The organism is Nostoc sp. (genome assembly GCF_036918015.1).
Taxonomy (GTDB): Bacteria; Cyanobacteriota; Cyanobacteriia; order Cyanobacteriales; family Nostocaceae; genus Nostoc.
The window spans coordinates 1-15,164 of sequence record NZ_JBALEO010000051.1; the positions used below are offsets into that span (position 1 = coordinate 1).

At 40.1% G+C, this 15,164-nt stretch carries 9 protein-coding genes, 2 tRNA genes and 2 pseudogenes; 4 read left to right on the forward strand and 9 right to left on the reverse strand.

The genetic code is table 11. The annotated features are described in order from the left end of the window. The 3 genes from V7K61_RS12000 to V7K61_RS12010 all read right to left on the reverse strand — a co-directional run. Positions 1 to 3,174, reverse strand: a 3,174-nt coding sequence (locus V7K61_RS12000; RefSeq protein WP_335053526.1) for a caspase family protein, incomplete at its 3' end; no start/stop codon positions are given. 124 nt (positions 3,175 to 3,298) lie between these two features. Continuing rightward, positions 3,299 to 4,219, reverse strand: coding sequence for a hypothetical protein (locus V7K61_RS12005; protein WP_335053527.1), 921 nt, complete (start codon positions 4,217 to 4,219; stop codon positions 3,299 to 3,301). 7 nt (positions 4,220 to 4,226) lie between these two features. After that, complete coding sequence (locus V7K61_RS12010) at positions 4,227 to 4,607, reverse strand: hypothetical protein (protein ID WP_196512523.1); 381 nt, start codon at positions 4,605 to 4,607, stop codon at positions 4,227 to 4,229. 765 nt (positions 4,608 to 5,372) lie between these two features. On the opposite strand from V7K61_RS12010, the gene V7K61_RS12015 reads away from it, so the two are divergent. Then, positions 5,373 to 5,445 (forward strand) — tRNA-Ala (locus V7K61_RS12015). 454 nt (positions 5,446 to 5,899) lie between these two features. Beyond that, complete coding sequence (locus V7K61_RS12020; RefSeq protein ID WP_442936310.1) at positions 5,900 to 7,075, forward strand: sulfate ABC transporter substrate-binding protein; 1,176 nt, start codon at positions 5,900 to 5,902, stop codon at positions 7,073 to 7,075. 8 nt (positions 7,076 to 7,083) lie between these two features. Here V7K61_RS12020 and V7K61_RS12025 read toward each other — a convergent pair whose 3' ends face one another. From V7K61_RS12025 to V7K61_RS12035, 3 genes are all read right to left on the reverse strand, one after another. Further along, a complete protein-coding gene (locus V7K61_RS12025; RefSeq protein ID WP_335053529.1) occupies positions 7,084 to 8,490 on the reverse strand; it encodes a lysophospholipid acyltransferase family protein in 1,407 nt (468 codons plus the stop codon). Positions 8,491 to 8,618: 128 nt separating this feature from the next. Continuing rightward, positions 8,619 to 9,065 carry a DUF2127 domain-containing protein gene (locus V7K61_RS12030; RefSeq protein ID WP_335053530.1) on the reverse strand — a complete coding sequence of 149 codons (447 nt, stop codon included), beginning with the start codon at positions 9,063 to 9,065 and terminating at the stop codon, positions 8,619 to 8,621. A gap of 277 nt (positions 9,066 to 9,342) precedes the next feature. Then, positions 9,343 to 9,415 (reverse strand) — tRNA-Ala (locus V7K61_RS12035). 68 nt (positions 9,416 to 9,483) lie between these two features. Here V7K61_RS12035 and trhO point away from each other — a divergent pair. Continuing rightward, positions 9,484 to 10,398, forward strand: coding sequence for an oxygen-dependent tRNA uridine(34) hydroxylase TrhO (gene trhO, locus V7K61_RS12040; RefSeq protein ID WP_335053531.1), 915 nt, complete (start codon positions 9,484 to 9,486; stop codon positions 10,396 to 10,398). A 15-nt stretch (positions 10,399 to 10,413) separates the two neighbouring features. Here the strand turns inward: trhO and V7K61_RS12045 are convergent, their stop codons facing one another. Both V7K61_RS12045 and V7K61_RS12050 read right to left on the reverse strand, forming a co-directional pair. After that, entirely contained in the window at positions 10,414 to 11,913 is a 1,500-nt protein-coding gene (locus tag V7K61_RS12045) for a hybrid sensor histidine kinase/response regulator (RefSeq protein ID WP_335053532.1), read from the reverse strand. A 10-nt stretch (positions 11,914 to 11,923) separates the two neighbouring features. Continuing rightward, positions 11,924 to 14,248 (reverse strand): PAS domain S-box protein, encoded by a 2,325-nt coding sequence (locus V7K61_RS12050; RefSeq protein WP_335053533.1) that lies wholly within the window; start codon positions 14,246 to 14,248, stop codon positions 11,924 to 11,926. Positions 14,249 to 14,657: 409 nt separating this feature from the next. Between V7K61_RS12050 and V7K61_RS34095 the strand changes: the two are divergent. Continuing rightward, positions 14,658 to 14,817: pseudogene (locus V7K61_RS34095) on the forward strand (IS4 family transposase); the annotation flags it as partial. A gap of 253 nt (positions 14,818 to 15,070) precedes the next feature. On the opposite strand, the pseudogene V7K61_RS12055 reads toward V7K61_RS34095, so the two are convergent. Continuing rightward, a pseudogene (locus V7K61_RS12055) lies at positions 15,071 to 15,164 on the reverse strand (photosystem II protein D1); the annotation flags it as partial.

Below are 15,164 nucleotides of genomic sequence, written 5' to 3' on the forward strand. Positions count from 1 at the left end.
ACCAATGGGCTGACCATTCACATCCCACAACCGTACTGTCTTGTCAGAACTACCACTGACAATCCGCTCACCGTCGGGGGAAAATGCCACTGAATTGACCTCAGAATCATGCCCAACAAAGGGTTGACCAATGGGCTGACCATTCACATCCCACAACCGTACTGTCTTGTCAGAACTACCACTGACAATCCGCTCACCGTCGGGGGAAAATGCCACTGAATTGACCCTAGAATCATGCCCTTGAAGGAACAATGAGACCCTGCCAGAGGATGCTTCCCAAACCTGTACAGTACCCTTACTATCTCCAATCACCAATTTTTCGCCATCAGCACTAAATGCCACCGACAAAACCGCTCCCAGAACTGGCGCAAAGACCGAGTTTGTGAGATCCGCTTCCATCAAATTTATCCACCGCAAGCTGGCATTAGCAAAGTTTACATCTGTAATAACAGTATGGCTGAGATCAGATTTTTCCAGACTATAAGGATTTCTTGCTAGTAGTATTTTCACCAGGTTGCCACCTATATAACCCACCTGAGTCTGGGTTTTGCCACGGGTTGACTGAATTAGTGCGAGCAATTGTTGTTTAAATACTTGCTCATCTAACATTGGCACAGCTAAATCCAGCACAGCTTTTGCCAAGGGAGCCGTACCAAAATAATTAGATAATTTTTCTAAAGATGCTTTGGCAAATGAATTTAGCGGTGCTATGGGGAGCGGTTGCCTATCTTCCCCGCACTGTCGTTGAAAGTATTCTAACCAAGTGTAATCTTGTGGTGAAACAGTATCTAAACAAGACTGTGCTTGAGCCAGTTCTGTGAAGTCGGGAGCTAAAACGCCTAACTCTGCCACCAGCTTGTAGGCAGCAAAAAATTCTAATAACGAACGATGGGCGGGGCTGTAGTCTCCTTCCGCATTACGAATCAGCATTGTTTGCCCCATCATGTCGTAATGCCAGTGGTCTAAATCTTTTTCTTCTTGGACTACAGCAGGAAATAAACGCCGAATCCGGTCGGGAAATTCTTTGTAGTTCATGCTCATCTGGTCTGTTGAGAGCATTTCCCAGGACAACTCACACAAAAAATAGAGCTTATCTGCTAATGAGGTAAAGGTTCGCTCGGCTTTGATATCTCTCTCCATCTTGTGCCGCACAGCATATAAATATACCCGTGATATATCAACTGGCTTGCCCGCCTCAATCTCTGGCAAAGCTTCTATAATCAGTTCCGTCATTACGGGACGACGTGCCAAATCCCGCAATGTCGAATTACTCATTATTCGTTCTACTGTCTCTGGTTCAGCACGAAACGCTAGTACCTGCCGAATTTGCTCGTCATCAAATTTTTCTAATTCTAGCACTTCAAAGCGCGGTGTCTCTAGAGGCAAGTTAATAGTAGAAGCTTGCAACTCTGCACTTAGCAAAGCCCTTCCTTCTTTTGCTTCGGGGAAATGTTCGGTGCGACAGGTGAGAATTACCTTTGCCCCTGGTACTACTACTTTGGCTAGTTCCCAGAAGTTGTTGATCATCTCTTGGCGATTGACTCTAGCTGCCATTTCATCAAAGCCATCAAAAATCAACAACACTTTACCCATGCGGTTGAGTTGTTCAAAGGCAGAATAACCAGGCAGTGGGATTTCATGCTTGCGAAAAAAGAATTCTGAAAATAGCGATTCTACACTCACTGCTTTGGCATAGTCCCGTAAAGGAATGACTAATGGTAGACGTGGACGTTCTACTCCCCGGCGTTGAGCATCACGATAGCGTTGCAGGGCAGTCCAGGCATAATGCAACCCAAACCAAGTTTTGCCAGTGCCAAATTCACCCAAAATGGAAAGGTGTTCTTTGGCAGGATCATCAAGCCAACGTTCAACATAACCATCAATCCAACCATCAGCTTGAGCGTAACGGCTAATACCCATTTTCTGGTTTGAGGTGGGATCAAATTCCTCTTTGGTACAAGCTAGAGGTATATAAGTGCGGTCAATTCCCCGTTGCTTGATTTCATTTTCTAACCAGTTGAGGTAGATATTAAAATCGGCATCTATATCCAGCAACTCATCAAGGGTGTAGCAAAATAAATGTTGATTTTCTTGCTTGTTTACCTCATCTTTAGCAGCGCTACTGACACGGCGATTGGTGATTAGCCAACCTATATCTGTTTTTCGAGCATTTACTGACTGTCGCAAGGCAGCAACATCTGCCATTCCGGCTTCTCCTGTAATGCCGCGCACCAAAACTCGCTTATACCCCTTTTTCTCTGTACGGTTATTGACATTAATAATCCACTCAAAATAATTTTCATTGCTAATTTCACCTTTTTCAAAGCTATAACGTAGGGCAGTGAACCAAGCCCGTAATTGCTCTGCTAATTTATCTGTCTGATTTGGTTGGCTCGGAGTTTGTACAGTAGATTGAACAGGTTGTTTATTTGTTGTTCCTTTCCTAAAAAAGAGATTAATACACCCCAAATTGTTAGAGATGAATTTTTGGGGTGCTGTTTCTAATTCCTGCCGCAAGAATGTTACTAGTGTTTCGTTCGTGACCCATTGGTTAGATACATCAGCTAAGTCAAATCCGCGCAAAATCGCGCTAGTGAGTACGCTGCTGGCTGTACGCACGTTTTCATGGGCTGGCTCAAATTCTCTGCAAGCGGCGATAAAACAGCGATCGCGTGTCTTTCCGCGATCGCCTGGATCAGCTTCTGTAAAATTGAGTAGTTCCCCACTGTAACAACAGTCCAACCAGATAATTTGCTGGCGTACTGGACTTTCCTCTAACAATTCCCGCAGCCACTTTAATCGCAGTCCCCAGTTCCCTAATTCAGGATCGGTATCACTGGTTGCCAGAAATCCTTCTTTGATGCGTCCATCTTTACGAAGACCATGCCCTGAAAAATAGAAGAGGGCTGTATCTGGAATGCTTCTGCCTTCAGGATAAAATAGTTTTTCTAAAGCCTTCTCTAAATCTGCCAACTTGATTTCCTGGTTTGGTGATATCTGTGGTGCATCATCTTCAAACGGATTTAGGAATTGCGGCAATCGCTGGACATGAAAATTTCCAGCTTCGCTGAGTCGCTTGGCGATCGCTTCTGCATCGTTAGCAGGCGATCGTAACGCTGACAATCCTGAAAAATTGTACTTATTAATGCCAACTACTAAAGCATCTCTACTCATTAATATGCGACTTTTTATAAAAATTCTGGAAAATTCATCAATATCTTAGCTAGCGTTTAATTCTACTCATCTTTTCCCAGACAATAACCAAGTTTTTTTTACTAAATATTCCCCCTTGTGACAGTCACTTGTCCTTTAATGGTGTGAATATTGGTCTGTCCTGATCAGACCCTCGCAACAAATAAATTGTCAATTGCTTACCGGACTCTTGTTCTTGCTTAGGATTGATAGGTATTGGCCAGCGAAGAGATTTATAAAGTTCTAAGCGATACAAATCAAAAGCAGATTCCAACAAGCTACAGTAGACACCTGCCGCATCAACTGTCCAGTAGTAAGCAAATATTAACCCCAGTAACGCAGCAGGAAAAGCCCACCAAGCCCAAACAGTCCATACCATAAACAGCAAACTCCAGAGCCAAAAACGGGCTGCTGTGTTCAGGCTTGACCGTGCTTCCTGTAATTCTTTCTTCACCCCATCTGGTAATACTAGCCAGAGGCGAGACCAGCAAATTACAGCATCCAAGCCATACTTATCATAAGGGCGGCTTTCAGCTGCTCTAAGGATATTGCCTAACTTTGTAGGCATTAACCTATTAAATTGAGATGGAAACTCCATAAGTTGTCCATCTAGCGTCACATATTCCTCTAATTCTTCGTTAGTTATAACTTGTTTATCTTTTTTATCAGCCAGAGTTTGCCAACGCTTATCTTTTCGTTTAAAGTCATGCTCTTGTTGCTGTATCATCCAGCGTCGTAAAGGTTGTAACCAGCTAGACCAATAGCCTTCTAAGAATCTTAAAACAGATAAATCAAACTTTTGAACCACAAAAGCTGAGACAGCAATCATGAGCAAACCTGTTACCATAACAGCAATTAGCAAAGATTCTGGTTGCTGTTTGAGCCAATCTTCCAAAGGTTTTCGACCAAAACGCAAGACCCAAGCTAATAGTCCCCCCATCCAAAAGACAAAAGCTGGTGTCAGTATGTTTGCAGCCCAGTTTTCTGCAAGTTTTCCACCCAGACTTTCTAAAAATTTGGTTGGCATATATTTATTACTGAGCAGCAGGTATTAGCACGACATTATGAGTAGGACAGATTGGTATTGTCGCTCCGACAATGCGGCGATACCAAACGTAGTCTCCTTGAGGACATATATATTTTTGAGCAGATATTGCTTGACCTTTACCTGGAAGTGGCTCAAAACCTTTTGATACCTGCTTCTCACTAAGAAACTCTGCTATCCAATTGCGAGTGTCTGGCTGACTTTTCAAGATTTCTAAAATCTGCTTATCGGCTTCCTGTCCAGCTTTAGCTTGTGCTAATAGTTCAGCCAATTGTTTGTCTACTTGAACCGCATCATTTCCTAAAAGTTCTGGAAGAAAAGGACGAATCGAACGGCCAGCCTCCAGAATGTCGTCAGGTTCAAACGTCACAACTGAAACCTCATTATGTAAGATTAATAGCTAATTTTTTTAGTTATACACTGAAACAGACTAGCGCAGTTAATTTTCCAACACTGATGCAGTCTATACCACTATTACTGGGGTTTTACCCCTTACATAAATAAATACATTGCCGCTATCAATAATGCGACATCTAATTTGTGAAGTCTTGTAATAGCAAACTTTTTCAGAGAAGAAAATAAACGACCATTAAAATGTGAAACTTTTGGTTTTGCGACCTCAATTTGTGAAACCGTTGAAAATCTCTAGTCACTTTTGAATAATCATATAAATTAATAAAACCCTTGCTATATAAGGGTTTCGCCGGACAAAAATAGCGACATTAATTTGTTAAACCACGACATCTAATTTGTGAATGTACACTAGTCATCTGTAGTATTAGGGAGCGGAATTTCTATATAAGGCTCTTTTGACTATCAAATGACTATGCTTATTCAACAGCGTGATAGTCATGAAAGTTGGAATTGAAGCCTTGAAAGTTCGTTTAAGATTAAGATTTTCTAGACTTTTGTTCAATGGTAATCAGAAATACTTGTCTTAAAATTTAGCTGACACTGCTGAAAATACGGTGATTGTTGAAATTAAGGCACGCCAAGCTAAATTAGACATACTAGCTGGTATATAACTTAATATAGTTGTCTTGACTTAATTTGCATAAACTTGCATAATAGTTAAGTTAATGCAGTTTATATTAACTAATTAGTAAGGTTTAAAAGCTTACCTACTAAAGGTTCTGGGGTTATAGCGCAGTTGGTAGCGCACCTCAATGGCATTGAGGGGGTCAGCGGTTCGAATCCGCTTAGCTCCATTATTAAAATCTAGCTACTCAAAAGCATTGTCACTTAAAGCATAAGATGGCAGCTTTTCAAGGATAAAGTGCCCGCTCTTATGTTAACAAAATTTGTAAGCGATAACTTTGTTAAGCTCCGCTAACACATTTAATCCTTTCAAGTACGCTTCTGCCTTAGATTCTATTCTGCGGCAACTTTATCCTTTAAGTGACACAGTTTTGGTCAGCTATTGGTTGTCGCTTTGGACAACTATAGCTTGTTAAATCTAGCTTTCACACAAAAACTGTTCAGGTTATTTTTACACAAATCCTTGGTTGAACAGCGATCGCTTCTGACTGGTTGATTTCGGTACGGAGATAATTTGTTTAAATTTAGGTTAATAAAAAGTTATTTGTCCTTAACCACTGTTTTATAATGCCCTTTAACAACAGTATCTAGATCAAGTTACCGCAGATTTAAGGGAAAAATTTGATGAACCAGGGGCAACGTACTTTTAAATCAAGGAGATATTTGACTGAATTAGTTCAGACTTATATTGTTAAAGCTTTATACGCTGCAAGACAGTGGCGCATACAACTAATACGAAATTGGTTGTATAAGTATTCTTCGTTGGGTGTTACGTCCCTATTCTTTGTCGGAGTTAGCTTGAGTGTCGTGATGGCTGCCTGCTCTCCACGTGATATCAATAATACTGGTAATACTGGCGCAATTTCCCAGAATGATGTAACACTAACGTTTGTTTCTTACTCAGTTACTAGTGCAGCATACCAACAGATTATTCCCAAATTTATCGAACAGTGGAAGAAAGAACATAACCAAAACATCACTTTCAATCAAAGTTATGATGGATCGGGTTCCCAGACTCTTGCTGTGATTGACGGTAAAGAAGCTGATGTGGTACACCTGTCACTTGCCCTTGATATTAATAAACTTGTTCAGGCAGGATTTATTCAACCTGGGTGGGAAAAAGAAGCACCTAATAATGCAATTGTTACCAAATCTCTAGATGCGATCGCTATTCGTGAGGGTAATCCCAAAAATATCAAAACTTGGGCAGATTTGGCACGAGATGGCGTAAATGTGGTTACACCTGACCCTAGAACCTCTGGCGGTGCTCGCTGGAATTTCCTTAGTCTCTGGGGTTCTGTGATAAAAACAGGCAAAAATGAAAATCAAGCAATGGACTTTACCTCTAAAGTCTATAACAATGCACCTTTGTTACCTAAAACGGCTCGAAATGCCAGTGAACTATTCTTTAACGATAATCAAGGAGATGTTCTGCTCAACTACGAAAACGAGATGATTTTGCTAGCAAAAAATGGTAAGAAAATCTCATATATTGTGCCGGATATTAATATCTCTATCGACAATCCTGTTGCTGTTATAGATAAAAATGTTGATAAACATGGTACTCGTCCGATTGCAGAAGCATTTATCAAATTTCTTTACACCCCAGAGTCGCAACGAGAGTTTACCAAATTAGGATTTCGTCCTGTTGACCTGACTGTTACAAAAGAAACGGAAGGCAAATTTCCCAAAATTAAAACGATATTCAAAGCTCAAGATTTAGGAGGATGGGACGAAATTCAGAAAAAATTCTTTGATGAAGGTGCAATCTTTGACAAAATTCGAGCGAAAAAGTCTTAGAATTTCTGTTATCTAATCATCTTCTCTAAAGCGATTTGCAAATCTTTTGTCAAATCGCTCACAGCTTGTCTAGACGCTTGGCGATCGCCCTGACAATTTGTGAAGCGTTCTGTAACTGAAATTGGCTCCCCCACAGTGATTTGTGCTTGTCGCAAACCTAACCTCGGTCGTCCCGGAAGTGTTGTATCCTGAATTCGAGAAAGCATATCGAATACAAGCAAAGCTGTTTCCGCAAATCGTTCCGCGGTTGGTTGTTCTTGAATATAAGTAGCTGTGACTGCAACAAAACTTTCCACTATTCGCATGTGACGCATTCGCAAGTCGGCTTCTTCAGCAATCCAGTCTGCTAAACCGCGTTTGAAGGGTGCTAAAGCATTAATATCTGGCAAATCTTCTCGGTAAATGTAACTCCAGCCAGCCTCTTCTAAACGGCGACAGCGGTCAATAAAATTTCCCTGTGTTTGAACTCCAAAATATTGTTCGGCAACTTGTAAAGCCTTATCCAGTAAGCGATAAAGTCGGGCAATCAACACCTGATTAGGAGTAGTAGGTTCATCAGTGGAGATGGTTTTTGGGATGTCTTGATGATAGAAGCGACGATAAAACTCTTCCATCTCGGTAATGAGATATTCAGCTAACCTACAGAGGCGTTGATAGTAGATATCTTCGCCACCGCCCCGATCAACTTCCATTGCCGACAAGCCACTATCAGCTTCCAATTTGCTCAACAGCCAATCCAGTTTAGACCAAGGTGGCTCAACGTAGCGATACTCGATAGCGATCGGCACAACGATCACAGTCTCAGTCCGGTTGGCTTTTTGTAAGTCTTCTACACACCAGAAGCCCATTTGAGCAACACCGGGTTCCAGTGGGCTAACAATACCACTATGACCATTATTACCTCCTTCCGGTGCCACTGCGATCGGTAGTTCGCCATTAGCAAACAACTCCCGTGCATTTTGAATCGCTTGCCGATCTAGTCGTCTACCGCGATGAATCGGCACACCCCCCACTCGTGAAAACAGCCAACCTAGCCAATCTCCAGCCCAAACCGTCATACCCCGATCATAGAGAAAATAGCTGTGAACAAGGGATTTTAGTGTAATACCTTCTTGACGAGCAACTTGTGGCACAATTCGAGAAAGCAAATACAGCATACAGAGGGGATCTTCTACCTCTGGGTGGCGAAATGCTAACAAAAAGCGAATTTTTCCAGCCTGGAATTGTTGATAGAGTTCAGCTAATACCTCAACATTCTGAGCTTCAACTTTGACAATCCCAGATGGTAGCCAAGGGCGAGTACGAAACCGTAGTGCGATCGGCAGTAACCACCGAACAATATGGAGTACCAGCGGATTCAACCGTTGAGGAATAAATTTTAGTGGTGGTTGAGTAGACTGAATCGATCTAGGCAAGTTGCTCTCCAGATTGTATTTCTAGCGATTGTACAACGTGGGGTCTTGGTTTTGCGTAAACCCGTAGCCTCTTGTCGTCAAACATTTCAAGTAGCTTTCTTCCTCCTACCTTTCTTCTTATCAAAAACTTAGTTTGGATGTTTAGGAAAATTTCGGAATAGATAGCCAAACACTGCTAAATTCAACAAAAAAACGAATATTTTTATCAGAGATATTCCTTGAATCAATTCATAAATCTCTGGTGGAATACTGATACCGACAAGTCCCAGTACCAAGACATGTGCCCAACGCTTTTCGTACCATAAACCAACAGCTTCAATAGCAGTAACAATAGCATAGATTCCTGTTCCGATGCCGCTAAATGCTAGAGTTCTAGGATTTAAGTTAACAACTTTTTTTAAAAGCCAATCAATAATTATCGATTTACTTTCTAAAACATAATTTTCTGAAAACGCCTCTAGAGTTTGATAATTTTTTAATGTCAATAATAAAGCGATCGAAGTAACCATAAGCAGCAAGGCGGCAAATGTTTTGTAGAGAACAATTGCCACTAACCCCAATGGACGCTTTTCCAAATAACCCCCTAAGTATAAATAAGTCAAATTTTGAACGTCAAAATTACCTGAGTGCTGTCAAGTCAGAGTTCACCTCCCGATCCAGAGATTCTTCTAACTAAGCACGGCTTTGAATTGGTGCAATGAATGCAATATTATAATTTCCTCTCCCCGAACCCCCTGCCTAACAAGGAAAAATAATCCCATTTTTTGATAATGAATGGGGTTTTAATTGATTTGAATTTGCGTAGACTAGCAAAAATAGCAGGCATCACACATTTCAATCAAAAATTTCCAATGGAGGTTAGCGGACTCGAACCGCTGACATCCTGCTTGCAAAGCAGGCGCTCTACCAACTGAGCTAAACCCCCATACTAAAATAGTAGATAACTTTGATTACCGTTGTTATTGTAACTTATATCGTTCTATTACCAAAGGGATGAAGCCAGAAAATATCCAAGTTGTCGCAACACTGTATAAATTTGTTAAGCTGCCAGATTTTGCCGATAAACGAGATCCTCTGCTGTCTTACTGCCAAGCGCAAGGTGTCAAGGGGACGATTTTGCTGGCACTTGAAGGGATTAACGGTACAATCGCCGGTTCGCGTCAGTCCATTAACTCAGTTCTCTGGTTTCTACGTTCTGACCCCCGTCTAGCAGACTTAGAATCCAAAGAGTCCTATACCGAAACTCCACCCTTTGAGCGGATGAAGGTGCGGTTGAAGCAAGAAATTGTTACTTTGGGGTTGCCAGAAATTGACCCAAATGAGCAAGTTGGTATCTATGTCAATCCCCAAGAATGGAATGATTTAATTTCCAATCCAGAAGTAACCGTGATTGACACCCGCAATGATTATGAGGTGAATATCGGTACTTTCCAAGGGGCAGAAAATCCCCAAACTGAATCATTCCGCGAATTTCCTGATTATGTGCGCCACCATCTCAACCCAACTAAACACAAAAAGGTTGCTCTGTTTTGTACAGGCGGCATTCGCTGTGAAAAAGCTTCATCCTTCATGCTTGCCCAAGGCTTTGGAGAAGTCTATCATCTCAAAGGCGGTATTCTTAAGTATTTGCAAGAAGTTCCAGCACAAGAAAGTTTATGGGAAGGAGAATGTTTTGTTTTTGATGAGCGGGTAGCTGTTAGTCATGGGTTAGAGGAAGGGAGTTGTGAGCGATGCTTCTGTTGTGGGCGTCCGATTTCTGAGGAAGATAAAGTGTTTCCCAAATATGAGCAAGGTATCTCCTGTCCCTATTGTTTTGATAGCCTCACCGAGGAGAAAAGAGCGCGTCAGCAAGAAAAATGGCGCCACTACCAAACCCAAGTTGGCAACAAAAATCAGGATGTGAGTTGAAGAATAATTTATAACTCATGATTCAGAATTTAATGGCAAAATTACTGTAAATTTAGTACCAACTCCAACTTGACTTGTGACACTGATTTGACCCTGATGAGCATCAACGCATCTTTTAACAATTACTAATCCCAATCCAGTACCCTGAATTGATTTGACATTTGAGGCTCGATAGAATGATTCAAAAAGTCGAGCTTGGTCTGCTTCGGGAATACCCATACCTCGATCTTGAATATAAAAAGTTGCTACTTTCTCAATGGGGTCGCATATTAAATCAAATTGAATTTTGCCACCTTGAGGAGAATATTTAACCGCGTTTGAGAGAAGATTTCCAAATAGGTAATGTAAGAGTCCTTCATCCATGACAGCGGATGTATTCTCACTATGACAGGTAAAAATAATTTCACATACGCTGTTTTCAACCATCAAAAAATCTTCGATTAACTCTCGACAAAATTGCTCCAGGTTAAGGGCAGCAGGGTTGTATATGAGTTTTTCTGCTTCCGCTCGACCCATAAATAGCACCTCCTCCATGAGCTTTTCCATAGATTGCACAGCCCCTTGAATTCGCTTCAAATAGATACCTCTTTTTGTATCTGTCAAATTTGCTCCTTGCATTTCTATGAGTTCTACTGCCGTTTGAACAACAGTCAGGGGATTACGGAACTCATGAGATACAGTAGAGATAAATAGGGACTTGAGACGGTTAAGTTCTTGCTCCTTTTCCAATGCTTGCTCTAGCAATTTTGTTTGCCGTCGTTCGCTAAGATCCCAAAAAACAACTACTACACCATTTATCTGGTCAGTTCCTCGCTTCAGTGGTGAAGCACTATCGCCAATGGGAACTCTTTTGCCATTTTTTGTAATCAGAGATGTGAATTCCCCTAAATAAACAACCTGTTGCTCACGCAGCACTTTTGTCACAGGATTTTCTAATGTAGCCTCTGTAACTTCATTGACAATATGAAAAATCTTCGCCGCCTCATTTCCTAAAGCATCTTTTTGCTGCCAGCCAGTCAGCGCCTCAGCCGCAGGATTCATAAATGTTATTTTTCCCTGCTCATTTGCGGCAATTACAGCATCACTCATTGAGTTTAAAAGGGTTGCTAACTGATCTCGATTTTCCCGGAGTTCGCGTTCTAACTGGTGTTTTAAAAGACCGATCTCGATTGCAATTTTTAAATCTTTTGTAGTAAATGGTTTAACTATGTATCCAAAAGGCTGAGTAATTTTAGCTCTTTCTAAAGTATGATCGTCGCCATAAGCGGTTAAATAAATTACAGGTACATCTAACTGCTCGCGAATCTGGCTGGCGGTAGTAATACCGTCCATCTCACCTTTAAGAATAATATCCATTAATACCAGTTCTGGTTGAGTTTCCGATGCCTTGGCAATGGCAACTTTTCCAGATGAAGCTGTACCCGTAACAATGTATCCTAGTTGACTAAGTTGACTAGCAATAGTTCTAGCCACAATCACTTCATCTTCAACGACTAAAATCCTAGCTTGACCCATTTGATATTTATTAATGCAAAGTTAACTGCGTAAATTTTATTTTGAATACTGTTCCACGATCGCGTTCTAGAGTAATATCGCCTTCTAGTTGTTCTGTAACCAAGTCATGTACTAACGATAGACCCAAAGAATCAGTATTTCTCCAATCTAAATTATCTGGCAAACCAATCCCATTATCTCGGATAGTCATCTCGATACTATTGCCAGCATTGTGTAAAGCAATACTAATTGTGCCTACTTGTTGATTGGGAAAAGCGTGTTTGAGAGCATTGGAGATTAATTCGTTAATCACCAATCCACAGGCAATAGCTTGATCGACATTCAAGCTTACTGAATCTATATCAGTTTCTAGAGAAATTTTACCAGGACATATTTGATAGGAAATGAGCAAGCTGGCTGCTAAATTACTGATATAGTCAGCGACATCAATTTGTCCTATATTAGCGGAAGTATATAAATTTTTGTGAATTAGAGATATTGACTCAATTCGATTTTGACTTTCTCGAAGAACTTTGATTATTTCTGGATCTTTGAGTGTTTGAGACTGAAGTTGTAATAAACTAGAAACAATTTGCAAATTATTTTTAACTCGATGATGAACTTCTTTTAAAAGAACTTCTTTTTCAGCTAAGGCTGTTTTTAACTTTATTTGAGCTTTTTGTCTTTGAACAAGTTCTGTTTGAGCTTGCGCTAAGATGCTGGATTGTTGAATTGCGATCGCTAATTGGACTGTCACTTGATCGAGCAAATCTAATTGATTTTCTTCCCACTCACGAAAACCAGAGCATTGGTGAGCAATCAGTAAACCCCAAATGTGAGAGCCAGGGTTTTGAGAGTTTACTTCTAGTAAAATCGGCACAACTAAATTTGCTTTCACCTCAAACTGTTCTAACAGGCGAATATGGCAATCAGTTAGTCCAGCTTCATAAATATTAGCGATCGCCCGTTTACGTCCCTGATAATATTCCAATCCTGCACCTGTTTGAAAACACGTATCAGGAATCTCCACACCTAAAGAAACCGTCCATCCAGGTTCCACTGATTCCGCCATAATTGTGCCGATCATCTCTGAGTCAAACTGATAAACTACTACTCGATCAACCCCAAGTAAATCTCGCACTTCCTGAACTGTTGCATTCAGAATATCTTGAAGATTTAAAGATTGACGAATCCGTTGAGCAACAGTTCGCATCAATTGCTCCCGTTCGGCTTGGGCTTTTAGAGCTAGTTCAGTTTGCTTACGTTCTGTGATATCTTGTCCAATACCGATAATTTGACCATTTGAAAGGTAAACATTAGTCCAAGACGTATCCAATAAACGACCATCACGCATCTGAGTTCTAAAGTCACCCCAAATGCGTTGTGCAGACTGCATAAAACTAATTACGTACTGTCGATATTCAGGATTAGGATATAGCACTTCCAAGACATCACAAGTTTGGAAATCTTGAAATTTCCAACCAAGAATATTTTCCCATTCTTGGTTCACCCACTGGAGTTCACCATTGGCATTGACCAGGGCAATCATCAATGGTATGCTTTCAAAAATTATCCGCAAAAACTCATTTTGTTCTTGAAGTTTGGTTTCGGCATTTTTGCGATCGTTAATATCATTAAATACTGTTAAAATGGCTGACTCATTGTTAAAAACTAAATATTGTAAAGAAGCGATCGCCCAAAAATAAGTTCCATCTGCTTTTTTTAATTGCAGTTCATAATTATGAATAAAACCTTGCTGATTAAGAAGTTTTAACAGGGCTTCTAAATCTGTCAGATTATGATACAAATCTACAATTTTTTTGCGATTAATTAAATACTCTGGAGAAAACTGAAATGTTTGAACCAGCTCTGTATTAGCGTATAAAATTAACCCATCAGACACACGCGAAATAATGAATGGAACAGGAATAGCTTCAGAAATAACTCGAAATCTAGCTTCACTTTGTTGAAGAGTTCTTTCTATTTGTTTGTGTTCTGTGATGTCTCGTATATGAACTAAGCGAGCCTTATAACTGCCATAGTCTATTGTCTGTGTGAAAATTTCAACATCAATAATCTGTCCGTCTTTTCGCTGATGTCGCCATCGTCCAGTAAAGTCCAAGCTAGAATGCTTTTGTCGTAAATATTCAAGCAAGAGAGGCACATCTTCTGAAGGGCGAATGTCAGTTATTCGCATTTGCAAGAACTCTTCTCGTGAGTAGCCGTAGTGAACAACAGCAGCTTCATTTACATCTAAGAATTGCAAATTATTCTGGTTATATACCCACATCGGATTGGGATTTTTAGAGAAAAGGAAATTAAAACTCCTTTGGCTTTCATTTTCAGAAAATAGCATTAGTGATTGTGTAATAAAAGTTTTTATTATGTACTAAAATTTAATGAATTTAAATCTAAAATAATTATTAATTCTTTTTGCAAAATTTGTTTTTTTACGATCCAATCTTCTACTAATTCAGAATTTTATGTATAAGCCCTTTGATACTTAGGGATAAAAATTGGTCTGTGCTCAAGGATACTTCCTACAGAGGTATATGTCGCTTCAATCTTCATGCAAATCTCGCAGTGTAAAATATGTCTGATAGTTTACACTAAGAAAATATCACTTGCACAGCTAGGGGGAAGATAAAATAGCCTGAAATGCCTACATACTAAAGATGTGGCAATTTATGACAAAACAACAAAGAGCCTTCATTCGCAATAAACATTATTTAATGATAAAGTTGTCTTAATTTTAGGAAAAACACCTGAAACAGGAGCTTGGACTTGCCGAATATTTAATACTAAAAATCCTGATTAATTTATTACAATCTATAAAAACTGTCAGCATAGAAGCATTGGCTACGGCTTTACCACAGCAATACTATTTGAAAGTATGAAAGTAGAAGAAATAAAATTCAACGGTTTTGATCTTAAAATTATATAAATTATATAAATCTTGAAGAGATATGTACTGAAGGATGAAATAGCTGAGTTCCTGAAAGAGGTTCTAATTGAGACGGCAATTATCTATTAAATTTAAAGTCGAGAGTCTTGAGGTAGTAGAAGATCGTGTTCATGTTTTAGGGTTAAAACAACTTGTAATTCCTATACATTAAAACAAAAAGCGCTCTCCGTAAAAGGAGAGCGCTTTTTGATTTGATTTAGCTAAACTTCAGAATTAACCGTTGATAGCAGGAGCAGTAAGAGCTACAGGAGCAGAATCGCCAGCAGCCAAATCGAGAGGGAAGTTGTGAGCGTTGCGCTCGTGCATT